This window comes from Piscicoccus intestinalis NBRC 104926, assembly GCF_001515525.1.
Lineage (GTDB): Bacteria > Actinomycetota > Actinomycetes > Actinomycetales > Dermatophilaceae > Kineosphaera > Kineosphaera intestinalis.
In genome coordinates this window covers 1-23,890 of the sequence record NZ_BCNQ01000009.1, presented here as the reverse complement: position 1 = coordinate 23,890, position 23,890 = coordinate 1, and the positions used below count along the sequence as shown (strand labels likewise).

The following is a 23,890-nucleotide window of genomic DNA, read 5'->3' as shown; positions in this document are numbered from 1 at the left end:
GCCGATACCCCCTTGCCGTTCCGCATCCCTGCCCGGCACCGCTCGCGCGGGAAGTCCGTGCCCACTAGCGTGAGACAGCGAATTGTCTGTCTACTTGGGAGGTCCCGATGAGCGACGAGAGCAACGCCGACAAGGCCCCCGCCCAGGCCATCGCCGAAGAGGCGACCGACGCGGCCAACGAGGGGCAGCCGCAGGCCGCTGGCGACACCGGTGAGGCGACCGAATCCCAGTCGGCGCAGCCGTCGGACGAGGCGGAGTCGGACGAGCCCTCGGGCGGGCCGGTCGCGACCGACGACGAGCCGGCGGCGACCGACGACGAGCCGGTCGCGGGTGACGACGAGCCGGCGCAGCCGTCGACCGCGGAGGAGACCCCCGCGCGAGACAACGCCGCGCAGCCCGAGGACGGCGACGCGGGTGACTCGACGGAGGCCGACGAGGCCGCAGCCGGGCCCGCCGAGGAGCTGGACCCGGGCACGGACAAGAATGAGGTCAGCACCGGCGCCGTGGAGTAGTCGCAGCGCCCGACCCACCGATCACCCCGATATCGACACGTCTCTACCCCGTCATGCCCTGCATGTACTAAGGAGATGGCACATGTCCGATCAGGACACCGACCAGACCACCACCGACCAGCTGACCCTGCAGGATCCGGTGACGCGCTACCCGCAGATCAGCCCGCCCGCCCAGGCGCTTCCCGGCGTCGGCCTCGACTCCGAGATGACCCCGAAGGCCGACCTCGGGGAGCACTCCTACCGCGGCACCGGCCGCCTGACCGGCCGCAAGGCCCTCGTCACCGGCGGCGACTCCGGCATCGGCGCCGCTACCGCCATCGCCTTCGCCCGCGAGGGCGCCGACGTCGCGATCACCTACCTCCCCGAGGAGGAGAGCGACGCCGCCGAGATCGCGCGCATCATCGAGGAGTCGGGCCGCACCGCCGTGCGCGTGCCCGGCGACCTGCGCGACAAGGCCTTCGCGGCCACGCTCGTCGAGAAGGCGGTCGAGGGGCTCGGCGGCCTCGACATCCTCGTCAACAACGGCGGCAAGCAGGTCGCCGGCGAGTTCACCGAGATCGACGACGAGCAGCTCGAGGCCACGTACGACATCAACATCCTGGCGATGTTCCGGCTCGTGCGCGCCGCGCTGCCGCACCTGGAGCCGGGGTCGACGATCATCAACTCGACGTCGATCCAGGCGTACCAGCCGTCGCCGACCCTCGTCGACTACGCCTCGACGAAGGCGGCCATCAACAACTTCACCAAGGGGCTGTCGGAGGCGCTGGCGCCCAAGGGGATTCGCGTCAACGCCGTGGCTCCCGGTCCGATCTGGACGCCGCTGCAGCCCTCGGAAGGCCAGCCCGCCGACGCCCTGCCCGAGTTCGGCCACCAGACCGCGCTGGGCCGCGCGGGGCAGCCGACCGAGCTGGCTCCGGCGTACGTCTTCCTCGCCTCGCCGGAGTCGAGCTACGTGCTCGGTGAGACCCTCAACGTCAACGGCGGCATGCCCACCCCCTGACCCACCCCCTCAATCCGGCCGAAGGCTGCCCTTTCGGTCGGGGGCTCGTGCTACAGCCCTAGCCCTCGACCGATAGGGCAGCCTTCGGCCGTGTCCCGCCGGGCCCGGCACCGGCTCCGTTGCGACCGACCGTCCGTTGCGCGGGTGCGTGATCGACGGCGCTCGGGCGTAACGGGCCCGGCACCGGCTCCGTTGCGACCGACCGTCCGTTGCGCGGGTGCGTGATCGACGGCGCTCGGGCGTCTAGGCTCGGGGCGCCGACCCGTCCGACGTCGAGCGGGGCGACCGGCCCATGGCCCACCCAGGGAGCTGCGATGACCACGAAAGACACCGCCGAGCCCGGTGTGCGCGCCGCCTTCGCCGCCCAGCTGCAGGCGATGACCGCGCATGACACGGTGGCCCTCGGGGCGTTGCTCGGTGAGGAGATGACGCTGACCCACATGGGCGGCCACGTGCAGCCTCGGGCCGAGTGGCTCGGCGAGATGGGCCGCGGGCTGTTCGTCTACCACGACATCGACGTGGAGTCGGTGACTGTCGAGGTCGCCGGCCGTACCGCGCACCTGGTCGGCCGCACCCGCACCGACGCCACGGTCTACGGCGCCCGCAGCACGTGGCCCCTGCAACTCGCCCAGGACTATCGTCGCGCGGGCGACCGCTGGCTCGTCTCCCGCTCCGTCGCCACCACCTGGTAACCCACGCCCCCGCGTAACCCGCTCACCTCACCCCAAACCCAACGTCCCTGAGAACTGCGTCTCGTGGTGAGAACTGCTGTTCGTGCTGCAGTCCTCATCACGACACGCAGTGTTCAGCGAAGTGGGCGTTCTCAGGGTGTCGGTGCCCTCAGCGGCGTGGGTGCCTTCAGCGGCGTGGGCGTTCTCACCGGCGTTGCCGTTCGCAGGATGGGCGGGCGTTGTCAGGGGCGTCCTCGGTGGCGTGGACGGGGTTCTCGGGGGGCGTAGGCCGCCTCGCGGTTGATCTAAATACGTAAGTACGTAATTATGAACTCATGACATCGACGGAGGAGAGGCTCGCGGCTCTCGAGGCTGCCGTGGCCCGCCTCACCGAGCGGTTCGAGAGTGAGCCGGCCGCGGCTGAGGGCCCGAGTGGGTACGGTGGCGACTTTTGGCTGCTCGACGAGCTGTCCCGGCGGCGACCGCAAGGCGGCTTGATCTACGCGGGGCAGCTCGATCTGCCGACGGGGCCGGTGCGCTGGCAGATGGGCGTCGACCCCGCCGAACTGCTCGAGTCGGACTGGCATGAGACGGCCTCCGCGCTGGCCGCGCTGGCCCATCCCGTGCGGCTGCGGCTCGTGCAACTCGTCCTGACCGGAGTCGAGACCACCGCCGAGCTCGCGCAGGACGAGGAGCTCGGCACGACCGGCCAGCTGTACCACCATCTGCGTCAGCTCGTGGCCGCCGGATGGTTGGTCTCCGCGGGCCGTGGCCGCTACACCGTGCCGCCGCATCGCGTCGTTCCCGTCCTTCTCGTCGTGGCGGCCGCCGGTCGGTGACCGGCGAATACCGCTTCAAACCAACGAACTTCGCCCTTTGTGAGGACTCTTATGCCTGCTTCGATCTCCCCTGTTCCCAAGGACCCCGAGACCGCCGGGCCGCGTCCGTCAGGCGTGATGCCACGTTCCGTCGCCGTGTCGGTCGCGGTGCTGGCCCTGATCGGCGCGTTGCTCGCGGCCGTGTTCGGGCCCGACCCGCGCGCGAGCGGTCAACGCTCCGGTGACCCCGATCTCGTGGGCCGCCTCGAGGCTTCCGTCGGCGAGGGGCGCGGCCTGGGCGCCCTGTCGGCCGCGCGAATCGACGCCGGCGGGACCGCCTTCGCGGGCCTCGGCGGCGATCCCGGAGCCGGAGACGGAGCGGCCCCGTCCGCCGACACCCCGTTCGAGCTCGGCTCGATCACCAAGGTGTTCACCGGGCACCTGCTCGCCGACGCCGTCGCGCGCGGCGAGATGCGCCTCGACGACCCGCTCTCGCGGCACCTGCCCGAGCTGCAGGGCACCCCCGCCGGGGCAGCCACGCTGCAGCAGTTGGCCACTCACACCAGCGGGTTGCCTCGGCTGCCCGCGGGCATGGTGGGCCTGCGGTCGGCGTTCGCGCCCGTCGACCCGTACGCCGACTGGTCCGCGCAGCGGGTGATCGACGCAGCCCGCGCGACGGAGGCCGACGAGTTCGGCGAGCCGGGCGGGTTCGAGTACTCCAACTTCGGCATGGCGTTGCTCGGGCAGGCGCAGGCTCGGGCCGCCGGCGCCGACTCGTGGGCCGACCTGGCCGGCCAGCGCCTGTTCACCCCGCTCGGCATGACCGCGACGCGGGTCATCGCGTCCGGTGAGGGTGAACCCATCGGCGTGCCGACCCCGCGCTGGGCCAACGGCCGCGCCGCCGAGCCCTGGACCGGAGACGGTTTCGCGCCCGCCGGCAGCTCCACCCGCACGACCGCTCGCGATCTCGCGCGCTTCGCGCAGGCCGTGCTCGACGGCTCGGCGCCCGGCGCGCAGGCCACCCAGCCGGTCACGGCGACCGCGGATGGGGAGCGCCTCGGCCTCGGCTGGATCGTCTCCGCCTCCGGCAGCGAGGGTGGCGAGGGCGGCGGCGGCAGCGAGCTGACCTGGCACAACGGCGGCACCGGCGGGATGCGCACGATCCTGGCCCTCGACCCGGCGGCCGGTCGCGCCGGCCTCGCGCTGGCCGTCACCGACTCCTCGATCGACTCGCTCGGCGCAGACCTGGCCGGCGACTCCTCGACCCCGCTGCGCACCGGGCCCGGCGTGCTCGGCACCGTCTCGCTCGTCGTGGCGGGCGCCGTGCTGTTGGGGCTGCTCGTGCGGCTGACGCGGCCATCGGACCGGCTGCGGCTGGCGTCCGGCGTGCTCGATGGGGGCGTCGCCACCGTGCTGCTCGCGGTCGCCGGCCCCTGGAACTGGTTGCCCGCGTGGGCGATCGGCGCGCTGATCGGTGTGCTGGTCGCGGCCGCGGTGCTGTCGGTGGTCGCCATGCGCGGCGCGCCCGCCGTGCCCGCCAAGGGTCGGGTCGGCGCGTACGTCTCCGTGGCCCTCAGCGCGCCCATCGCCGCGGCCACCGGCTACGTGCTGTTCTGACAGACCCCGACTCTCAGGCCCCAACTCTCAGGCCCGGACTTTGAGCCCCCGACCCTGAGAATCCCCGACCGTGAAAACTGCGTGTCGTGGTGAGAACTGCGGCACGAACAGCAGTTCTCACCGCGACACGCAGTTTTCAGGGAAGTGGGGGACCGGGCTCGGCCGGGCTGGGCCGGGCTGGGCCGGGCTGGGCCGGGGCGGTCCGGGGCCGACCGGGTTGGACCGGGAGGCCCGGGGAGGGGGCTGGACCGGGTTGGACCGGGGTGGACCGCGGCCGGGCGACTCGGGTTAGATCATGCGGGTGGTGAGTTCGCCGATGCCCTCGATGCGGCTGACGATGGTCTCGCCGGCGGCGAGGTAGCGGCGGGGCTTGCGGACCGAACCGACTCCGGCGGGGGTACCGGTGAAGATGAGGTCGCCGGGCAGCAGACGCACCACCTGCGACAGGCGGGAGACGAGCGCGGCGACGGGGAAGACGAAGTCGGCGGTCGTGCCGTCCTGCATGGTCTCGCCGTCGAGGGAGCAGCCGATGGCGAGGGCGTCGCGGTCGGCGAACTCGTCGGGCGTGACGACCGCCGGCCCGAGCGGGCCGAACCCGGGGTAGGACTTGCCGAGCGAGAACTGCGGTGGCTTGACGGCGAACTGCACTCGCCGCTCGGAGAGGTCCTGGCCGACGGTGAGCCCGGCCACGTGATCCCACGCGTTCGCCTCGTCGATCTTCAGGCCTTCACGGCCGATGACGACGACCAGCTCCACCTCCCAGTCGACCCGATCGGAGACCAGCTCGACGTCGGCGACCGGGCCGATGAGGCACGAGGCGAACTTCGTGAACACGACCAGTTCTGTGGGGATCTCGAGGTCGGCCTCGATCGCGTGGTCGCGGTAGTTCAGCCCGATCGCGAAGATCTGCCGCGGGCTGGGCACCGGGGGCCCCAGCTCCGACACCGGCACCGAGGAGCCCTGCGGCAGCGACGCCTGCCGCGCCCACGCCACGAAGTCGTCCCAGGCGTCGTACACCGACGCGACATCCGGGCCGAACCGCCCGTCGCTGGCCGAAGCGATGTCGACGGCAGGCACTGTGTCGGAGCCGGTCAGCTCGCCGGAGCCGGGGAGGAGCACGGCACGGTCGGTGAGGTTGGCGATACGCATGGCGGACTCCTGTGTCGGGGCGAACCTGTCGGGGTCGCCACCACCCTAGGTTCAGGTCGGCCGGCGCCGCAGGGCTGTCGCCTCGACGGGACCGAGGATGAGCTCTTGGTAGATCTGCCCCATGCGCTCCGGTGGGTAGGGCCGGTCGTGGTCGAGCCACCACTCGATCAGGTGCAGGAACGAGGCGATGAAGTGGTCGGCGGCCACATTGGCGGGAATCCGCGCATCCGGCCGCGACTCGAAGATTTCCAGCAGGCTCGTGGCGCTGACCTCCATGATCTTGGTGGTCAGGCCGAGGGACCGGTCGGCCTTGAGCAGGAGCCGGTACATCCCCGGGTGCTGCGCCGCGTGCTCGAACACGATCGCGCCGGCCCGCGCGGGTGCGTCTCCGGTCAGCGGCGGCAGCAGCGCCATCATGTCCCGGTGCATGTCGTCGACGCTGCCCCGCAGCAGCGCCTCGATGCTGCCGTAGTGCCGGAAGAACGTCGCGTAGCCGACGCCGGCGCGACCGGTCAGCTCCCGCACCGTGATCGCCTCCAGCGGGCGGTCGGCGCTGAGTTCGATGAGGGCCTCGGTGAGGCGGCGGCGCGTGCGGCGCACCCGCTCGTCGAGTCGGGGCGCGTGCGGATCGCGCGGATGGATGGTGGCGATGTTGCTCACTGGTGGGCTGCTCCGGCTGCCGTCGTCACGTGCGGTGATCCACGTTGTGTCGAAAATATGATCCAACGCGAATCATAAGTCGAGCCGTCGTGCCCACGCAGACGTCCGGTCCTGATCAGGCGCGCGGCTCGCGTCCGGCCGGCTGCGTGGGGGTCGCTCGCAGCGGAGCCGGTTGCTTCAGGGGCGCCCGCGCGGGCTCCTGCGGCGTGACCCGCAGGGTGCGGTCGTCGACGACGACGTCGACCGGCTCGTCCCCGGCTCGCGGCAGGCTCACGGTCGTGCCCTGCGCGGTCGTCTCGACGAACAGGAGTCGGCCGCGCCAGTGCACGCGGTAGGCGGTGCGCGTCAGCGCCGACGGCAGGTGCGGGGCGAGCTCGAGCACCTCGTGGTCCTCGCGCAGACCGCCGAGCCCGGCGACGATCGCGAACCACGACCCGGCGATCGAGGCCAGGTGCAGCCCTTTGGCGCCGTCGCCGTTGACGTCGCGAAGGTCGACGAGCGCCGCCTCCCGGGCGTAGGCGTAGGCGAGGTCGACGTGGTCGGCCTGCGCGCACACGACGGCCTGCACGGCCGCCGACAACGAGGAGTCGCGCACGGTCCGGGCCTCGTAGTACTCCAGGTCGGCCGCCACCTGCTCGGGCGTGAACGCGTCGCGGCACCACCAGATCGCCTGCACGAGATCGGCCTGCTTGAGCACCTGCCGCCGGTAGATCTTCGCGTAGTGCGAATGCTCTTGCACCGGATAGCGATCCGTCTTCTGGGAGAACCGCCACTCGCGGTAGGACGTGAACCCCTCGTTGGCGGGGTGCACGCCGCGCGCCTCGTCCCACGGCACGTAGACGGCGTCGGCGGTCTCGTGCCAGCGGGCGATCTCGTCCGCGTCGACCCCGAGACGCGCGGCCTGCTGCGCGTCGGCCTCGCACAGCTGCGCCGAAACCCGCAGGTTGCGCTGCGCCATGAGGTTGGTGAACACGTTGTCGTCGACGACCCCGGTGTACTCGTCGGGGTCGGTCATGCCGAACAGGTGCCAGCGACCGTCGGTGTCGGTGTTGCCCATCGAGATCCACAGCCGGGCGGTCTCGACGAGCACCCCGAGACCGCCGACCTCCTCGACGGGCCGGCCGGTGGCGTTGCTCCAGTGGTCGAAGGCGCGGGCGATGTCGGCGTTGACGTGCATCGCGGCGGTGCTCGCCGGCCAGTACGCCGACACCTCCCGGCCGCTGATCGTGCGCCACGGAAACGACGCACCCTGCAGGTCGAGCACGTCGGCGCGCTCCCGGGCCAGGTCGAGCCGCCCCGAGCGCCACCCGAGCAGGCGCGCCGCCGCCTCCGGGCGCAGCAGCGTGAGCGCGGGCAGGACGAACCCCTCGATGTCCCAGAACGTGTGGCCGCTGTACCCGGAGCCGGTCAGACCCTTGGCGCCCAGCGGCGCGTCGTCGATGCACACCGCCGACGACAACAGCTGGAACAGGCAGTAGCGCACGGCCACCTGCAGCTCGGGGTCGCCGTCGAGCTCGACGTCGCACTCGCGCCAGAAGTCGTCGAGGAAAGCCCGCTGGCGGCGGGCCAATTCGTCCCAGCCGAGGGCAACGGAGTCGGTGAGCGCGGCGAGCGCCAGTTCGGTGAGCGTGTCGGCGCTGCTCTCGTCGGAAGCGGCGTGGCCGAGGTGCTTGACGAGGACGAGCCGCTGCCCGGCGCGCAGGTCGACGACCGCCGAGGTGACGATGCGGTCGGGCTCCACCTCGGTGCGCACGCTCGCGTCCGGGGGCGGGTCGGCCTCCTGCGTGACCGGGGGCGGCCCGTCTCCGGCCCGGACGCCGGTGTCGCGATCGACCGCCGCGTCGGTGTCGGTCAGGCCGGCGTCGGCGCGGGCGAGACCCTCCTCGATCTCGGCCGCAGCGACGTCGGAGTCGGTGCCGACGACGTGCTCGACGGCCGCGGCGACCCGAACCTTCGACCGGCGCGTCTGGTGCACGAGCAACCCGCCGACCGCGCGCTCGCGGCCCGGCGCCAGCGCCTCGAACGGCGCATCGAGGGTCGCGCCGACGCGCGGGTCGTCGTTCTCGATCTCGGGCGGGCTCTCGTTGACGACGAGCCCGGAGCGCGCGAGCACCCGCGCGCTGCCCTCGAGCACCGCCACCTCGTAGCGGATCGCGCAGACCGAGCACTGCGTGAGGCTGACGAGCCGGTTCGAACGCACCCGCACGAGCGCGCCGCTGGCCGCGCGCCAGAGCACCTCGCGCTCGAGCGTGCCGGCGCGCAGGTCGAGCACCCGTTCGTGGTGTTGCAACGCCGGAGACCGCACATCCAGCGGCACCCCGTCGACGAGGAGCCGGATCGCCGACCCGTCGGCCACCCCGACCATCGCCTCGCCCTCCTCCGGGTGGCCGTAGCCGCCCTCCGGGTAGGCCAGCGGGTGGGTCTCGTAGACGCCGGACATGAACGTGCCGGGGGCATGCCGCGGATCGCCCTCGTCGAGGGTCCCGCGCATGCCGACGTAGCCGTTGGCCAGCGCGAAGACCGATTCGGTGGAGCCCAGGCACGAGGCGTCGACCCCCTGCTCGCGCACGAGCCACGGGTCGTCCAGCGACAGGGTCATAGGTGTCTCATTTCGTCGGCTCCGAGACGGTACCGCCCCCGACCCGGGATGCTAGCCCGTCGGCGCGTACGCGGCGACGCGGGCCGACGCGGGCCGGCGCGGGCCGGCGCGGCCCGCCGGCACGCGGGGACCCACACGCAGACGCAAACCCGGCCCTCCTCGCGCGGCTGGTCCGGTCAGTCGATGGCCGCGGCGTGTTCCTCCAGCAGCGCGAGGTCCCGCAGGGCGATGTCGCGTCGTCCCCGTCTGGCGAGGACGTCGTCTCGCACGAGCGCGCGCATGCGCTTCGACAGCGTCTCCGGCCGGGCTCCGAGGAACGACGCCAGATCTTTCTGCTGCACGGGCAACGTCACCCAGCGGTCCCCGTCCGCGCCCTCGCGCCGGGGCAGTCGCAGCAGGTAGGCCGCCAGGCGGGCCGTCACGTCGCTCGTGCGGGAGGCGGCCAGGAGCCGTTCGGCCGCGAGCAGCCGTTCGGTGGCGACCTGCAGCATGTGCCGAAGGAGCAGCGGATGCTCGTCCGTCAGCGCCGCCAGATCGTGATGATCCAGCAGCCCCAGGCGTGCTCGGCGCTCGGCGAAGGCGAAGTGCACCGGCGGCCTGCGGAGCACGAACGCGGTGTCGCCGACGTACTCGCCGGCTGCGATGATCCGCACGAGGCGCTCTCGCCCGGTCGGTTCGATGTGCACGACCCGCAGGTGGCCCGACACGACGATGACCAGCCGGTGCTCGGGCGAACCCGCCGCCTGCACGCACTCGCCGGGTTCCGCGGTGACCAGCCGAGTCAACTCGGCCACCCGGTCACGCTCGGCGGGGCTCAGGGCGGCGAAGAGTGGAACGGCGTCGACCCACCGACGCCCGGGCGCGGTCGGTTCCACGGGCCACCTCGTCATGGCGTGTCACGGCAATACGGACAAAACCGTCTCCGTCATGGTGGCCCGTCGGGGCGTCCGCGTAAAGGTCAGGTACCCGCCGCGGGGGTGTCCGGGCCTGCCCGGGCCTCAGGCGGACTGTTCGAGCGGGACGAGTTGCAGGGTCGGGCTCGCCGGGTCGTCGGTCGGCGCGAACTTGACGAATCCGCCTTGCACCATTGGCAGTACGGCGTCCGGATTGTCGATGACGCTCATCTCGAGAACAGTGCGCGGCGGGACGGTGATGCGCGTGGGGATGCCGCTGAGGTAGCCGATCTTCAACGACAGAATGTGCGTGCCCGCGGGGACGTCGAACTCCGACACGTCCCCGGACAGGGGGCCGAGCTCGCCGGTCTCGAGCATGACGACCGCGTCTGCGGGGGCGTAGCCGCGGTGGATTCTCAGGCGGGCGGTCATGGCTACTCCTCCTTCGCGGGCGGCAACGGCCGGTGTCTCCAGCTTCACCCATGACCGGCACGCGCGCGTTGGCCTAGGTCAAGTTGTGGAGCCGGGTCGCGGCCGGTGAGCGCCCGGCTCCGGCGGCGTAGACCGGGGCGGGCGCCGTGGCGCCGGTTACCCTGATCGGGCCACGCGAGCCGGTGGGGGACCAGCAGGTGGCCCCCGCCTCGACGAGGGGGAGCACACGATGGCGCAGCGGGACGACGCCACCCACACGGCCGACAGCCACGACCTCATCCGCGTGCGCGGCGCGCGCGAGAACAACCTGCGCGACGTCAGCCTCGACATCCCCAAGCGGCGGCTGACGGTGTTCACCGGGGTCTCCGGCTCCGGGAAGAGCTCGCTGGTGTTCGGCACGATCGCCGCCGAATCGCAGCGGATGATCAACGAGACCTACCCCGCGTTCGTTCAGGGCTTCATGCCCTCGCTGGCCCGCCCCGACGTCGACCACCTGGAGGGGCTGACGACCGCGATCCGCGTCGACCAGGAGCGCATGGGTGCCAACCTGCGCTCCACCGTCGGAACCGCCACCGACGCGAACGCCATGCTGCGACTGCTGTTCTCGCGGCTGGGTGACCCGCACGTCGGCTCGGCGCAGGCGTACTCGTTCAACGTGCCCTCGGTCTCCGGGGCGGGGGCGGTGACGATCCAGACCGGCGCGAGGAAGGGCACGAAGGAGAAGCGGACCTTCACGCTCATCGGCGGCATGTGCCCCGAGTGCGAGGGCACCGGACGCGTCTCCGACTTCGACCTCACGGCGATCGTCGACGACGCCAAGTCACTGTCGCAGGGCGCGATCCTCGTGCCGGGCTACTCGATGGACGGCTGGTACGGGCGCATCTTCTCCGGCTACGGCTTCGACATGGACAAGCCCGTCGGCAAGTTCACGAAGGCCGAGCGCGACGACCTGCTCTACAAGGAGCCGACGAAGATCAAGGTCGAGGGCATCAACCTCACGTACGAGGGACTCATCGGTCGCATCCAGAAGTCGATGCTCAGCAAGGACCGCGAGGCGATGCAGCCGCACGTGCGGGCGTTCGTCGACCGCGCCGTCGTCTTCAAGCCGTGCCCCGCGTGCGGCGGCACCCGCCTAGCCCCGCACGCGCTGGAGTCGAGGATCGACGGGCTGAACATCGCCGACTGCTGCGCGATGCAGATCACCGACCTCGCCGCGTGGATCCGCGGGCTCGACCACCCGGAGGCCGCACCGCTGCTCGCCGGTTTGTTGCATCTACTTGATTCATTCGTCGACATCGGACTCGGGTACCTGTCCCTGGAGCGGCCCGCGGGCACGCTCTCGGGCGGCGAGGCCCAGCGCACGAAGATGATCCGCCACCTCGGGTCGTCGCTCACCGACGTCACCTACGTCTTCGACGAGCCGTCGGTCGGGCTGCACCCGCACGACATCGACCGCATGAACGAGCTGCTCGTCGCGCTGCGCGACAAGGGCAACACTGTGTTGGTCGTCGAGCACAAGCCGGAGATGATCGCGATCGCCGACCACGTCGTCGACCTCGGCCCCGGAGCCGGTGCCGGCGGCGGCACGATCTGCTTCGAGGGCACCGTCGACGGACTGCGCGCCAGCGACACGAGCACCGGCCGGCACCTCGACGACCGCGCCCGCCTCAAGGAGACGGTGCGCTCGGCGACCGGCGCCGCGCAGATCCGCGGGGCGGCCACCCACAACCTGCGCGACGTCGACGTCGACGTGCCGCTGGGGGTGCTGTGCGCGGTGACCGGGGTGGCGGGCTCTGGCAAGTCCTCCCTCATCCACGGCTCGCTCGGCAGCCGCGACGACGTCGTCGTCATCGACCAGGGCGCGATCAGGGGCTCGCGCCGCTCCAACCCGGCGACGTACACGGGCCTGCTGGAGCCGGTGCGCAAGGCGTTCGCCAAGGCCAACGGCGTCAAGCCCGCGCTGTTCTCCGCGAACTCCGAGGGCGCCTGCCCGAACTGCAAGGGCGCCGGGGTCGTGTACACCGAGCTGGGGTTCATGGACACGGTCTCCTCGCCGTGCGAGGTCTGCGAGGCGAAGGGCTTTCAGGCGCAGGTGCTCGAGTACCACCTCGGTGGGCGCGACATCGCGCAGGTGATGGCGATGTCGGTGGCGGAGGCGGTGGAGTTCTTCGGCGCCGGCGAGGCGAGGGTGCCGGCCGCGCACAAGATCCTGGTCCGGCTCGCCGACGTCGGGCTGGGCTATCTGACGATCGGGCAGCCGCTGACGACGCTGTCCGGCGGCGAACGGCAGCGGCTCAAGCTCGCGTCGCAGATGGGCGAGAAGGGCTCGATCTACGTGCTCGACGAGCCGACGACCGGCCTGCACCTGGCCGACGTGGAGAACCTCCTCGCGCTGCTCGACCGGCTCGTCGACGCCGGCACCTCGGTGATCGTCATCGAGCACCACCAGGCGGTCATGGCCCACGCCGACTGGATCATCGACCTCGGCCCCGGCGCCGGGCACGACGGGGGCCGAGTCGTTTTCGAGGGCACCCCCGCCGAGCTCGTCGAGGCTCGATCGACCCTGACCGGTGAGCACCTGGCCGCGTACGTCGGCGGGTGACCCCCGCGGCTCGTTGCCCGGCCACCGCTCGGACTATCACCGCGGAAAGCCGTTGTGTCGGTACAAGCCGCTGACCTGCGGTGACTCGAATCGGCGCCGAGAAATCGGGGCGCGGTGATAGTCCGAACGGTGGCGGCCGATCCTGACCGGAGCCGAAGAGGAGGGCAATCCGTGCCCCGGAGGCCCCCGGAGGCCCCCGGAGGCGTCCGGAGGCGTCCGGAGGCGTCCGAGGCGTCCGTGCCCGTGCGCTACGCGGGGTAGTCGATCAGCTCGGTGCGCCCGCTGGCCAGGGAGGCGGTGGCGGCCTCGGCGATGGCCTGGGCGGCCAGGCCGTCGGCCAGCGACGGTTGGATGGGGACGCCGGCCTGCAGCGAGCGCACGAAGTGCCCGATCGCGGCGGCGTAGGTCGGCTGGACGCGCTCGAACCAGCCGGGGTACAGGCCCGGTTCGGTGACGGCGCCGGGTCCGTAGCGGGCGACGGCGCCGACCCGCTGGCGGCGGGCCTCGATCATGCCGGTCGAGCCGTGCACCTCGATCTTCTCGTCGTAGCCGTACCCGGTGCGCCGGGCGCAGTCGATCTGCACGAGGGCGCCGGAGGGCAGCCGCAGCGAGGTGATGGAGGTGTCGACGTCGCCGTGCGCGGTGATCCGCGGGTCGGCCAGGGCAGAGCCCATCGCGTGCACGGCCACCGGGTCTTGACGGGTGATCCAGCGGGCCAGGTCGAAGAAGTGCACGGCCTGGTCCCGCATCTGTCCGCCGGAGACCGCGATGTACTCCAGCGGCGGCATCGACGGACCGCGGCTCGTCAGCTGGACGAGTTCGACGTCGCCGACCCCGCCGGCCGCCACCGCTGCCGTCAGCTCGGCGTAGGCGACGTCGAAGCGGCGGTTGAAGTCGACCATCGCCGTGACGCCCGCGGCCTGCGCGTGCCGCGCGGCGTCGATGGCGCGGCTCAGGTCGAGGTCGATCGGCTTCTCCAGCAGCACCGCGAGGCCGGCGTCCGCGGCACGGCGCAGGTGGGCGGCGTGCGTGTCGGTCGAGGAGGCGATGAGCACCGCGTCGACCCGCTCGGGGTCGAAGGCGACCTCCACCTCGGTCGTGCCCAGCGCGCCGTGCCGCTCGCCGAGCTGGCTCGCCCGGGAGTCGTCGATGTCGTAGACGACCGCGAAGTCGACCTCGGGGTCGGCGGCCAGGGCGGCGGCGTGCACCCCGCCGATGAAACCGGCTCCGATGAGGGCCATGCGGATCGGGTCTGCCATGTCAGGCCTCCTCGGTGTCGCTGGTGTCGCTGGAGCGGGGGCGGGGCCGGGTGGGCAACTCGACCCACCGGCCACCGCCGTCGTGCGACTGCGTGACGGCCTCGACGAACTCGACGCCGCGCAGGCCGTCGTCGCCATCGGGGAATCGCGCCTGGGGCGCCTGTGTCGCCTCGGGTGCCGCAGCGCCGTCGCGGCGGGCAATCACCACGTCGGCGACATCACGATAGAAGTTGCCGAAGGCCTCGATGAAGCCCTCGGCGTGCCCGAGTCCGACGCGGGTCAGGCGGGTCGCGTCGGCCGACAGCGTGGCCATGCCCTCGGTGAGGGTGCGGGCCTCGCCGTCGAGGCCACGCACGATGAGGCGATGCGGGTCCTCGTGCGCCCACTCCAGGCTCGCGTTCTCGCTGAAGACGCGGATGCGCAGCCCGTGCACGTGACCGGTCGCGGCCATCGAGGCCCAGATCGTCGCGGGCACGTCGCCGGTGAGGCGCGCGGTGATGTTCGCGTTGTCGAACACGCGACGCCCCGGCACGAGGGTGTCCATGCGGGCGCTGACGTGCTCGCCGTCGAGGCCGGTCACGTAGCGCGTGAGGTGGTAGGCGTGGGTGCCGAGGTCGCCGACGACGCTGGCGCGGCCCGCGATCTCGGGGTCGGTGCGCCAGCCGGCCTGCTTGTGGCCGATGCGCTCGAGGGGCGCGGCGTTCCAGCCGGAGGCGTGCTCGGCGACGACGAGACGGATCGCGCCGAGTGCCCCGGAGCGCACGAGCCAGGCCGCGTGCCGCACCATCGCGTACGCCGAATACACGTGCGGCACCGCGTAGACGAGGTTCTTCTCGTCGGCCAGGCGAGCGAGTTCGGCCGCCTCGGCGACCGTGGACGTGACCGGCTTCTCGCACACGATCGAGATGCCCGCCTCCAGGAAGGTCTTCGCGATCTCGAAGTGGCTGTCGTTCGGGGTGGCGATGACGACGACATCGCAGCCGTCCTCCCGCGCCGACTCCGCGGCGGCCATCTGCGCGTGGTCGTCGTAGACCCGATCCGGGTCGACGCCCAAGGCTGCGCCGGTCGCCCGAGAGGAGTGGGCGTCGCGGCCGAACACCCCTGCGGCCAGGACGAACCGGTCGTCCAGGCGCATCGCGAAACGGTGCGTCTTGCCGATGTCGGCACCCGCCCCGCCGCCGACCATGCCCGCGACCAACCGTCGGTCTCCCGTCCGACTCATCTCTCGTCTCCTTCGACCCCCACACCCATATGTTGGACAAGTATGGACCGGTCCAAACTAGCGGACCGTCGGGTGTCTCGGCAAGCCGACGAGGGTGACCTGTTTGACTACCCCTGCCCGCGAAGGAGGTGGAGATGGCCGGAACGCATGGTGACCGCGGCCCCACGATCCGTGACGTCGCCCAACGCGCGGGCGTGTCGAAGTCCCTCGTCTCCCTCGTCCTGCGCGACGCGCCGCACGTGAGCCCGGAACGCCGGGAGCTGGTGCAACGGGCGATGGCCGAACTCGGGTACCGGCCCAACCGCAGCGCCCGGAGTCTGTCCACGCACCGCAGCGACGTCGTCGGCGTGCTCATCAACGACCTGGCCAACCCGTGGTTCGTCGACCTGCTCGCTGGGCTGACCGCCTCCCTGCACGGGGCCGGTCTGGGCACCGTGCTCGCCGACAGCGGCACCGACGTGCGCGTCGGGCGGCGATCGGTGGAGACCCTCGTCGACCAGGGGATCGACGGACTCGTCGTCGTCGGCCAGACGGTGGAGGAGGAGGCGGTCCGTGAGGCCGCGCAGCTCGTGCCGGTCGTGGTGGCGGGCACGCGGGAGCCGGAGTTGGAGTACGGCGACATCGTCGTCGACGACGATCTCGTGGGCGGGTGCCTGGCGACCCGGCACCTGCTCGACCTGGGGCACCGGCGCATCGCCCACCTGAGTGGTCCCGGTCTCGTGGGCGAACTGCGCGCCGGCGGGTTCGACCAGACGATGCGGGAGGCGGGCCTGGAGGGCCTCGTGCTGCCCGGCGGCGCGAACGAAGACATCGCTTATCCCGTCGCGCGCCAGCTGCTCGCTCGGCGGGACCGGCCGACCGCCGTGTTCGCGTTCAACGACCTGAGCGCGGTCGCCACCCTCTCGGCCGCCGACGAGCTGGGCCTAGACGTGCCCGGCGACGTCAGCGTCGTGGGCTACGACGACACCTCGCTGGCCCGGCTCCGTCGCATCTCACTCACCTCCGTCGACAACGGCAGCCTCGCCGTCGGCGTTCAGGCCGGGCGCTACCTCATCGACCGTCTCGACAACCCACGGTTGGCGCACCGACTCCACCTCGTCGAAGCACGTCTGCACATCCGCACCTCCTCCGGCCCGCCGCCGAGCTGATGGGTCGAGGCCTTCGGGTTTACGAGTTCGCCGACCTCTGGCTCGCTCGTCATGACGCGTCTCGATGACGGCGCTGTACTTCGGTGCGCTCCCGTCGGTGATGTCCGACGCATTCCCCGTCGAGGCCCGGGCCACCGGCCTCTCGTTCAGCTACAACGCGACCGTGAGCGTCTTCGGGGGCTTCACTCCGACGATCGCAACCGCCTTGGTGACCCTCACGGGTTCCGACATCGCACCCGCCTACTACTTGCTGGTGCTGTCACTCATCAGCATCTGCGCCCTGCTGGCCGGGTTTCGGCTGCGCGGAATCCGCTGATCGGGCCGTGCGGCCGCGAGGAAGAACCAAAACGACGATCGCGATGGGGCCGTCACGGCTGGCCACATGGAAAAACTGGTGGTCACAGCGTTGACGCTGGAAAGGTGCCGCTGCCGAGAGTGTCGATATGGCGAATACCTCGCAGATGCCGATGGCCTCCCCAGCGCTCCCGGCGACCTGGTCTCCCTCGCGAGGGCCCTGACAGCGCCCGTGACACGATCGGGCGATGCCTCGTCTGCGCCGCGTCGCGGTCTTCCTCGCCTCCAGCCCGGGCGCCGATCCGGCGTGGGCTCGGCTCGCCTACGACACGGGCCGGGAGTTGGCCGAGCGGGGCATCGGACTCGTCTACGGCGGAGGCGGATTCGGCCTCATGGGCGACCTCGCCCAGGGCGCGCTCGACGCGGGCGGCGAGGTGATCGGGGTCATCCCGCGTGACATGCTGACCCGCGAGTGGGGCCGCGACGACCTCACCGAACTGCACGTCGTCGGCGGCATGCACGAGCGCAAGGCGCTCATGGCCCAGCACGCCGACGCGTTTCTCGCCCTGCCCGGCGGGCTCGGCACGCTCGAGGAGATCTTCGAGGTGTGGACGTGGCGCGTCATCGGCTACCACGACAAGCCGGTCGGGTTTCTCGACGCCGGCGGCTTCTGGGCTCCGCTGCTCGGCGCGATCCGGGGCATCGGCGACGCGGGGTTCCTGCGGCAGACGGCGATCGAGGATCTCGTCGTCGCGCCGAGTCTCGACGAGGCGCTCGCCGGGCTGGACGCCAAGCTGCCGAGCGAGCGCGAACTGCGCCCCGGCACATAGCCTGGCGAGCACGACCCCTCGACGACAGCCCTCGACGAGCTCACGACAGGGAGCACCCATGACGACGTATCGGATCGCGGTCATCCCCGGCGACGGCATCGGCACGGAGGTGGTGCCCGAGGGCGTGCGGGTGCTGCGGGCCGCCGCCGGCCGGTTCGGGTTCGACCTGGAACTCGTCGACTTCGAGTTCGCCAGCGCGAACTACTACGTCGAGCACGGCACGATGCTGCCCGACGACTGGTTCGAGGTGCTCAAGGGCTTCGACGCGATCTTCTTCGGCGCCATCGGCTGGCCCGACGTCGTGCCCGACCACGTCTCGCTGTGGGGTTCGTTGCTGCAGTTCCGGCGCCACTTCGACCAGTACGTCAACCTGCGCCCGGTCAAGCTCATGCCGGGGGTGCGCAGTCCGCTGGCCGGTCGCGAGCCCGGCGACGTCGACTTCTTCGTCGTGCGCGAGAACACCGAGGGCGAGTACTCCAACGCCGGCGGCCGGCTCTTCGAAGGAACGCATCGCGAGACCGTCATCCAGGAGACGGTGATGACCCGCGTCGGCGTCGACCGGCTCCTGCGCTACGGCTTCGAGCTAGCCCGCTCCCGCCCGACCAAGCATCTGACGTCGGCGACGAAGAGCAACGGCATCTCGATCACGATGCCGTTCTGGGACGAGCGGGTCGCGGCGATGTCGAGCGACTACCCCGACGTGCGCGTCGACAAGTTCCACATCGACATCCTCACGGCGAACTTCGTGCTGCACCCCGACTGGTTCGACGTCGTCGTGGCGAGCAACCTGTTCGGCGACATCCTCTCCGATCTCGGCCCGGCCTGCACCGGCACGATCGGCATCGCCCCGAGCGCCAACATCAACCCCGAGCGCACCTACCCGAGCCTGTTCGAGCCGGTCCACGGCTCGGCCCCCGACATCGCCGGCCAGGGCATCGCCAACCCCATCGGGCAGATCTGGTGCGCCTCGATGATGCTCGACCACCTCGGCGAGCCCGACGCCGGCGCGGCGATCCTGCAGGCCATCGAGAGCGTGCTCGCCTCCGGGGAGCACGCGACCCCCGACCTCGGGGGTTCGGCCACGACGACCCAGCTGGGGCAGGCCATCGCCGAGTCGGTCTGAAGCCGACGCCCTGGGTCGGGCGGAGCCTGTGCCGTCAGACGTCCCTGAACCTGCGCGCCAATGCGTGACACGCCTGCCGCAGCTCGCCCGGTACGTCGAGGCGCGGCCGCCGCTGGCGTGCACGGCATAGCCCAGGACGGCGCCAGTGGAGACGGTCGACGCGGCGCCCGACGACAGCACAGACTAGTGTGCGGATCGACCCCAGCGCGGGCTCCTACCAGAGGCGCGTCGCGTCGCTGCCCTCTCGGGCCAGGGCCGCGGAGACGCGCCCGAGCAGCCGCTGCAGCTCGTCGCGCTCGGCCGGTGCGAGGTCGGCGACGATCGCGGCCTCGAGCCGGTCGGCCCGTTCCTGCAGCGAGTTCAGCCGGCCCCGGCCGGAGTCGGTGAGCCGGACCCGGTGGGCGCGCCGGTCCGTCGGGTCCGGCTCCCGCTCGATCGCGCCGGCCTCCTGCAGGCCGTCGAGGAGCCCGACGATCCGGCTCGGGGGCAGGCCCAGGGCGTCGGCGACCTCGCGTTGCGAGCAGCCGGGCCGGTCTCCGAGTGCGCGCAGCACCGCGTAGTCGCGGGGGTGGGTGCCGTGCGAGGCCAGCGTGGCGTTGAAGGCCGCCGCCGCTTGGCGGCCGACCATCGCGACGAGGAAGCCGAGCGAGGAATCGGTCACGAGAGCCATCTTGCCACACACTATTTCCAGATGTAACGATTACAAAGTGAAACGGAGAGACTTTCTGCGATGGACGGGCGTCGGCGCGACCCTCGCCGCGGCGGGAGCTTGCGGCACCTCGGGCACCCCGGGCACCTCGAAGGAGCCGGCCCGGCCGGGCGGGTGGACCGACTCCCCGGCGCGTCACCGTCTGCGCATCCCGCCGCAGCTGGCGGTCGGCGCGGCGCCCGCCGAGCTGTCGCTGCGCACGGGCAGCACGGAGTTCGTCGCCGGGCATCCGACGCCCACCTGGGGGGTCAACGGCACCTATCTCGGTCCGACTCTGCGGATGACGCGGGGCGAGCCGGCGGCGCTGCGGTTGCGTAACGGCCTGCCCGAGACGACCTCCTGCACTGGCACGGCCTGCACCTGCCGGCGCGCATGGACGGCGGGCCGCATCAACCGATCACCGCCGGCGGGGTGTGGGAGCCGCGGTGGGAGGTCGGCAACGCGGCCTCGACGGCCTGGTACCACCCGCACCCGCACGGACAGACCGCCTCCCACGTGTTCCGAGGGGTCGCGGGGCTGATCGTCGTCGACGACCCGGGCGACGTAGCCGCCTCGCAGCTGCCGCGCGACTACGGGGTCGACGACATCCCGGTCATCTTGCAGGACCGCACGATCGACGCGAACGGGCAGGTCGTCTGGGACGCCGTGCCGACGTTCGGGCAGATGGGCGAGCGGATGCTCGTCAACGGCACGCTCGACGCCTTCGTCGACGTCACGACCCGGCGGGTGCGGCTGCGGCTGCTCAACGCCTCGAATGCGCGGCTGTACAACGTGTGCTTCGCCGACGCGCGCCCCTTCGCGCTCGTCGCCGCGGACCAGGGGCTGCTGCCCGCGCCGGTCGACCTGACGCGCCTGGCGCTCGGGCCCGCCGAGCGCGCCGAGATCGTCGTCGAGTGCGCCCCGGGGGAGCGGGTGGTCATGGGCACCGCCTCCGGTCCGGAGACCATCGACGAGGGCGACTTCGCGCTGCTGGAGCTGCGCGCAGCCGCCTCGCTGCGGGATTCACCGGCCGTGCCGGCCGACCTCGGCGGAGCCGGGCCGCTCGCGCCGCCCGCGCAGGCCCGGGCCCGCACGTTCCGGCTCCAGGGGCACGACGCGATCAACGACCGAGGCATGGACATGACCCGCATCGACGAGGTCGTGCCCGCCGGCGCCGTCGAGATCTGGGAGCTGGAGAACAACGTCTACTCCCACAACTTCCACATCCACGGTGTCGACTTCTCGATCCTCGACCGCGACGGCCGGCCGCTTCACGCGTGGGAGACGGGCCGCAAGGACACCGTGCACGTGCCGGAGAAATCCCGCGTGCGGCTGGCCGTGCGGTTCCCGCAGTTCACCGACCCGAGCAGCCCGTACATGTACCACTGCCACATCCTGCGGCACGAGGACGCCGGGATGATGGGCCAGTTCGTCGTCGTGGAGCCGGGCGCGGAATCCAGCGTGTCGCACACACTCGATACACGAGGCGGCGCTCACGCGGCGCACTCGGGGCGGCACTGAGTGACCGGCCCGGTCGCGCTGTCGCCTCCTGCCCAGCAGGGCGACCGCGACGACGTTCGGGTCGGCCATGTATCACCGACTCCGCCCGCCCCTCTGTGGGGTCATGGCAACGGAGAACTCCCACCGCCTGGCGTATGCCGGGCCGCGGCACCCCGAGCACGGGTTTCCGATGTGGTTCGAGGACGAGGTCGGCACGCGGCTGGACCTGGCCCTCGGCGGCGATCCGCTGGCGCCGGCGGGTGAACAGCCGCCGGCGCCCGGCGCGCCCGTGCACTTCCCGGACAACTTTCCCGAGGAGGCTTTCTACCTTTTTGCGGAGGCGGAGCTCCCGGTCGGCGGAACAGGGGCGGTCGGCCGGGCCCGCCTCGTCCTCGCGCTCGAGGCGGCCTTCGGCGGCACCGGCGAGCCGCGGGAGGGGGCCCGCATCGTGTTCGCCCGTATTCGTGTGCGAATGGATGACGTCACCCCCGGGGCGACGTACGTCGTCACACATCCCTATGGGGTCACCGAGTCCCTGACGGCCGACGAGCGGGGGCGGGTCGCGTTCACCGACGACCGTGGCGTCGCCGACGAGCGCCTCGACGAGGTGCTGCACGCCGGGCTCGTCGCCCCGTTCCTGCGCTGGGCCGACGCCCCGCCGTCCGGCTACCTCGGAGACGGTGTCACGGCCCGGCGCATCTCCGGAAGTCCGTTCGGCACCAACGTCTTCCGCGTCGACGGTCCCCGGGTCCGGGAGGCCGGCGGCCCGCCCGACCCGGCCGATCCGACCAACCCCGACCGCGTGCAGACCGACCTGTTCACCGTGCAGGGCCGCCTGGCCGGCCGGCTCGGTGTCGAGGTCACCCGCGCCACCTACGCCCGCGACGCCGCCGGAGCCGTGACCCTCGACGTGCACGCCCGCAGCGCCCCCGGCCAGAGGCTCGAACTCGGCGCGCCCCGCGTCGCCTTCGCCGCCGGCGATCGCGACTACGTGGCGCGCGCGGCCGTCGACACCGTGCCCACCACGGTCGTCGTCGTCAACGCCGGCGACACACCCGCCACCCGCGCGCAGGCGACCGTGACCGACCTCGTCACCGTCGAGCGCGCCGAATACTCGCCCGGTGCGGGCACCCTCACGGTCGCCGCACGCTCCTCGGACGCCGGGCCCGACGGCGGCCCACAGCTCAGCGTGCCCGGGCACGGCCCCCTGACCGGCGACCCCACCGTGTTCGACGGAGTGTCCGCCGTGCCCGCAACGCTGCTCGTCACCTCCGCCGCCGGAGGGTCGGGGGTCGCCCCGGTGTCGCTCACCGGCCCGCCCGGGCCGGTCCTGCCGCTGCTCGCCGACGCCGGGGCAGACCTCACAACCACCCCCGGGCGCCGCGTCGACCTCGACGGCACCTCCTCGCGCGGGGACATCGCCGCCTGGTCGTGGACCCAGGAGCCCGGCGCGGAGCCGGTGCATCTGAACGGCGCGACCACCCCGACTCCGCACCTCGACGCACCCGCCGCCGGGACGCTCGAATTCCGGCTTACCCTGACCGGCCCGGGTGGCGAATCCGCCTCGGATACGGTCTCGGTCACCGTCGTTCCGGCGCCCGTGCCGGATGAGTTGACCGTGACCCGTTGCGAGTACCGCACCTCCCGCCGGCAGTGGCGGATCGGCGGCACCCTCGCCGGGCCGCTGCCCGCCCGGGTGGTCGTCACCTGCGCCGGCGCCGAGATCGGCTCCGGGCCCGTCGATGCCACCGGTGCCTGGGACGTGCGGCGCACCCTGACCGCCGGCGACGCCGCGCTCGTGCCGACCGTCAGCTCGGCCGTCGCCGCCACCAGTGCGAACGGCGGATCCGCCTCCGCCCCCGTCAACCTGCGCAACTGACGCCCGAAAGGACGCCGACATGAATGTCAGCTACCACCTCAGCGGCACCTTCGTCGAAGCCTGCAACTGCACACTCGTCTGCCCGTGCTGGGTCGACGACGAGCCCAGCGAGGACTTCTGCGCCGGGCTCTTCGCGTGGACCTTCGCCCCCGGCTCCACCATCGAGGGCCACGACGTCGGTGACCGGCACGTCGTCTCCGCGACCGTGCACGGCGACGCCCGCCGCGGCGCCGGCAGCGAATCCGCGATCTTCGTCGACGAGCGGCTCGACCGCGCCGTCGCCGACCTGCTCGTCACTGCCTTCGCCGGGCGCGGAGGCGGGCCGCTCGCCGACCTCGCCGAGGTCACCGGCGACGTCGTGCTCGCCGGGCCGGCCGCGATCACCGTCGCCGCCGAGGGCGCCGGCTTCGGCATCCGGGTCGTCAGCGGCGGCACGCAGGTGGTCGCCGTCGACGGGCGGCCGCGCCGATTCGACTCCAGCGCCAAGCCGCTCACGCTGGCGCACACCGCCCTCTCGCACGAGCTGGGGATCGGCGACGCGGCGGTCACCGCTGCGGTGACCCGCGAGCTCGCGCTCGACGTCGCCGCTCTGCCCGGCCCCCCGATCGAGGTCGAGGGTCGCTCCGGCATGACCGGCCCCTTTCGGTACGACGCCACCGGCGCCGACGAGGCCGACGCCGACGAGCGCGATGCCGAGGCGGCCGGCGAACGGGACGATGGCCGTGCCTGAGGCGGTCGCCCCCGCGGTGGGCGCCTCGAGCCCGCGGATCGCACGGACCCGCGACGGGCAGGCGAGCCTCACCGTCGCCGTGCTCGTGCTCGCCGCCGCGGCCTGGTTCGGCCTCGCCGCCACCGGACAGCATGCACACAAGTCTGTGGAGACGGCTCGGGTGACCTCCGTCGTCGCGCCGGCGGCCGGGCACGACCACCGCGGAACCGCGCCGGTCGCGACCGCGCCGGTCGCGACTGCACCCGCCCGGCCGGCCCCGGCACC

22 protein-coding genes and 1 pseudogene are annotated in these 23,890 nt (G+C 72.3%); 15 read left to right on the top strand and 8 right to left on the bottom strand.

Going from position 1 to position 23,890, the window contains the following annotated elements; translation table 11 throughout:
- Positions 1-107: 107 nt before the first annotated feature.
- The 5 genes from PINTE_RS03030 (at position 108) to PINTE_RS03010 (ending at position 4,618) form a co-directional block, all read left to right on the top strand.
- Entirely contained in the window at positions 108-512 is a 405-nt protein-coding gene (locus PINTE_RS03030; RefSeq protein ID WP_068426052.1) for a hypothetical protein, read from the top strand.
- A gap of 82 nt (positions 513-594) precedes the next feature.
- Entirely contained in the window at positions 595-1,512 is a 918-nt protein-coding gene (locus PINTE_RS03025; RefSeq protein ID WP_068426049.1) for an SDR family oxidoreductase, read from the top strand.
- Positions 1,513-1,826: 314 nt separating this feature from the next.
- Positions 1,827-2,204, top strand: coding sequence for a nuclear transport factor 2 family protein (locus tag PINTE_RS03020; protein WP_068426046.1), 378 nt, complete (start codon positions 1,827-1,829; stop codon positions 2,202-2,204).
- A 314-nt stretch (positions 2,205-2,518) separates the two neighbouring features.
- On the top strand, positions 2,519-3,022 hold the full coding sequence (locus PINTE_RS03015; RefSeq protein WP_068426043.1) for an ArsR/SmtB family transcription factor: 504 nt from the start codon (positions 2,519-2,521) through the stop codon (positions 3,020-3,022).
- A 117-nt stretch (positions 3,023-3,139) separates the two neighbouring features.
- On the top strand, positions 3,140-4,618 hold the full coding sequence (locus PINTE_RS03010) for a serine hydrolase domain-containing protein (protein WP_068426039.1): 1,479 nt from the start codon (positions 3,140-3,142) through the stop codon (positions 4,616-4,618).
- A 288-nt stretch (positions 4,619-4,906) separates the two neighbouring features.
- On the opposite strand, the gene PINTE_RS03005 is transcribed toward PINTE_RS03010, so the two are convergent.
- The 5 genes from PINTE_RS03005 to PINTE_RS02985 all read right to left on the bottom strand — a co-directional run bounded on the left by PINTE_RS03005 (position 4,907) and on the right by PINTE_RS02985 (position 10,351).
- Positions 4,907-5,767, bottom strand: coding sequence for a fumarylacetoacetate hydrolase family protein (locus PINTE_RS03005; protein ID WP_068426037.1), 861 nt, complete (start codon positions 5,765-5,767; stop codon positions 4,907-4,909).
- A 51-nt stretch (positions 5,768-5,818) separates the two neighbouring features.
- The gene (locus PINTE_RS03000; RefSeq protein WP_068426034.1) at positions 5,819-6,427 is read right to left on the bottom strand and encodes a TetR/AcrR family transcriptional regulator; all 609 of its coding nucleotides are present in this window, start codon (positions 6,425-6,427) and stop codon (positions 5,819-5,821) included.
- A 115-nt stretch (positions 6,428-6,542) separates the two neighbouring features.
- The gene (locus PINTE_RS02995) at positions 6,543-9,026 is read right to left on the bottom strand and encodes a glycoside hydrolase family 65 protein (protein WP_068426031.1); all 2,484 of its coding nucleotides are present in this window, start codon (positions 9,024-9,026) and stop codon (positions 6,543-6,545) included.
- 176 nt (positions 9,027-9,202) lie between these two features.
- Positions 9,203-9,820 carry a Crp/Fnr family transcriptional regulator gene (locus tag PINTE_RS02990; protein WP_169798438.1) on the bottom strand — a complete coding sequence of 206 codons (618 nt, stop codon included), beginning with the start codon at positions 9,818-9,820 and terminating at the stop codon, positions 9,203-9,205.
- A 204-nt stretch (positions 9,821-10,024) separates the two neighbouring features.
- The gene (locus PINTE_RS02985) at positions 10,025-10,351 is read right to left on the bottom strand and encodes a hypothetical protein (RefSeq protein ID WP_068426026.1); all 327 of its coding nucleotides are present in this window, start codon (positions 10,349-10,351) and stop codon (positions 10,025-10,027) included.
- A 229-nt stretch (positions 10,352-10,580) separates the two neighbouring features.
- On the opposite strand from PINTE_RS02985, the gene PINTE_RS02980 reads away from it, so the two are divergent.
- A complete protein-coding gene (locus PINTE_RS02980; RefSeq protein WP_068426023.1) occupies positions 10,581-12,953 on the top strand; it encodes an ATP-binding cassette domain-containing protein in 2,373 nt (790 codons plus the stop codon).
- A 248-nt stretch (positions 12,954-13,201) separates the two neighbouring features.
- Here the strand turns inward: PINTE_RS02980 and PINTE_RS02975 are convergent, their stop codons facing one another.
- The gene (locus PINTE_RS02975) at positions 13,202-14,212 is read right to left on the bottom strand and encodes a Gfo/Idh/MocA family protein (protein ID WP_068426020.1); all 1,011 of its coding nucleotides are present in this window, start codon (positions 14,210-14,212) and stop codon (positions 13,202-13,204) included.
- A 1-nt stretch (position 14,213) separates the two neighbouring features.
- Positions 14,214-15,434, bottom strand: coding sequence for a Gfo/Idh/MocA family protein (locus tag PINTE_RS02970; RefSeq protein WP_068426017.1), 1,221 nt, complete (start codon positions 15,432-15,434; stop codon positions 14,214-14,216).
- A 134-nt stretch (positions 15,435-15,568) separates the two neighbouring features.
- Between PINTE_RS02970 and PINTE_RS02965 the strand changes: the two genes are divergently transcribed.
- From PINTE_RS02965 to PINTE_RS02950, 4 genes are all read left to right on the top strand, one after another.
- Entirely contained in the window at positions 15,569-16,582 is a 1,014-nt protein-coding gene (locus PINTE_RS02965) for a LacI family DNA-binding transcriptional regulator (protein ID WP_068426015.1), read from the top strand.
- A 64-nt stretch (positions 16,583-16,646) separates the two neighbouring features.
- Positions 16,647-16,898 carry a hypothetical protein gene (locus tag PINTE_RS02960; protein WP_068426012.1) on the top strand — a complete coding sequence of 84 codons (252 nt, stop codon included), beginning with the start codon at positions 16,647-16,649 and terminating at the stop codon, positions 16,896-16,898.
- A 226-nt stretch (positions 16,899-17,124) separates the two neighbouring features.
- Entirely contained in the window at positions 17,125-17,706 is a 582-nt protein-coding gene (locus PINTE_RS02955; RefSeq protein ID WP_068426009.1) for an LOG family protein, read from the top strand.
- A gap of 58 nt (positions 17,707-17,764) precedes the next feature.
- Entirely contained in the window at positions 17,765-18,829 is a 1,065-nt protein-coding gene (locus tag PINTE_RS02950; protein ID WP_068426006.1) for a tartrate dehydrogenase, read from the top strand.
- 214 nt (positions 18,830-19,043) lie between these two features.
- Here PINTE_RS02950 and PINTE_RS02945 read toward each other — a convergent pair whose 3' ends face one another.
- Entirely contained in the window at positions 19,044-19,490 is a 447-nt protein-coding gene (locus tag PINTE_RS02945; RefSeq protein WP_169798437.1) for a MarR family winged helix-turn-helix transcriptional regulator, read from the bottom strand.
- Between PINTE_RS02945 and PINTE_RS24960 the strand changes: the two are divergent.
- The 5 genes and pseudogenes from PINTE_RS24960 to PINTE_RS02925 form a co-directional block, all read left to right on the top strand.
- Positions 19,402-20,015, top strand: a pseudogene (locus PINTE_RS24960) (multicopper oxidase domain-containing protein); the annotation flags it as partial. The gene PINTE_RS02945 and the pseudogene PINTE_RS24960 sit on opposite strands and share 89 nt — an antisense overlap.
- 186 nt (positions 20,016-20,201) lie before the next feature.
- On the top strand, positions 20,202-21,038 hold the full coding sequence (locus tag PINTE_RS02940; RefSeq protein WP_373280136.1) for a multicopper oxidase family protein: 837 nt from the start codon (positions 20,202-20,204) through the stop codon (positions 21,036-21,038).
- A 103-nt stretch (positions 21,039-21,141) separates the two neighbouring features.
- Positions 21,142-22,896, top strand: coding sequence for a PKD domain-containing protein (locus PINTE_RS02935; protein WP_068426000.1), 1,755 nt, complete (start codon positions 21,142-21,144; stop codon positions 22,894-22,896).
- A 19-nt stretch (positions 22,897-22,915) separates the two neighbouring features.
- Entirely contained in the window at positions 22,916-23,626 is a 711-nt protein-coding gene (locus PINTE_RS02930; protein ID WP_068425997.1) for a DUF1326 domain-containing protein, read from the top strand.
- The coding region (locus PINTE_RS02925; RefSeq protein WP_373280135.1) for a hypothetical protein at positions 23,613-23,890 on the top strand (278 nt) is incomplete at its 3' end. The genes PINTE_RS02930 and PINTE_RS02925, both read left to right, overlap by 14 nt.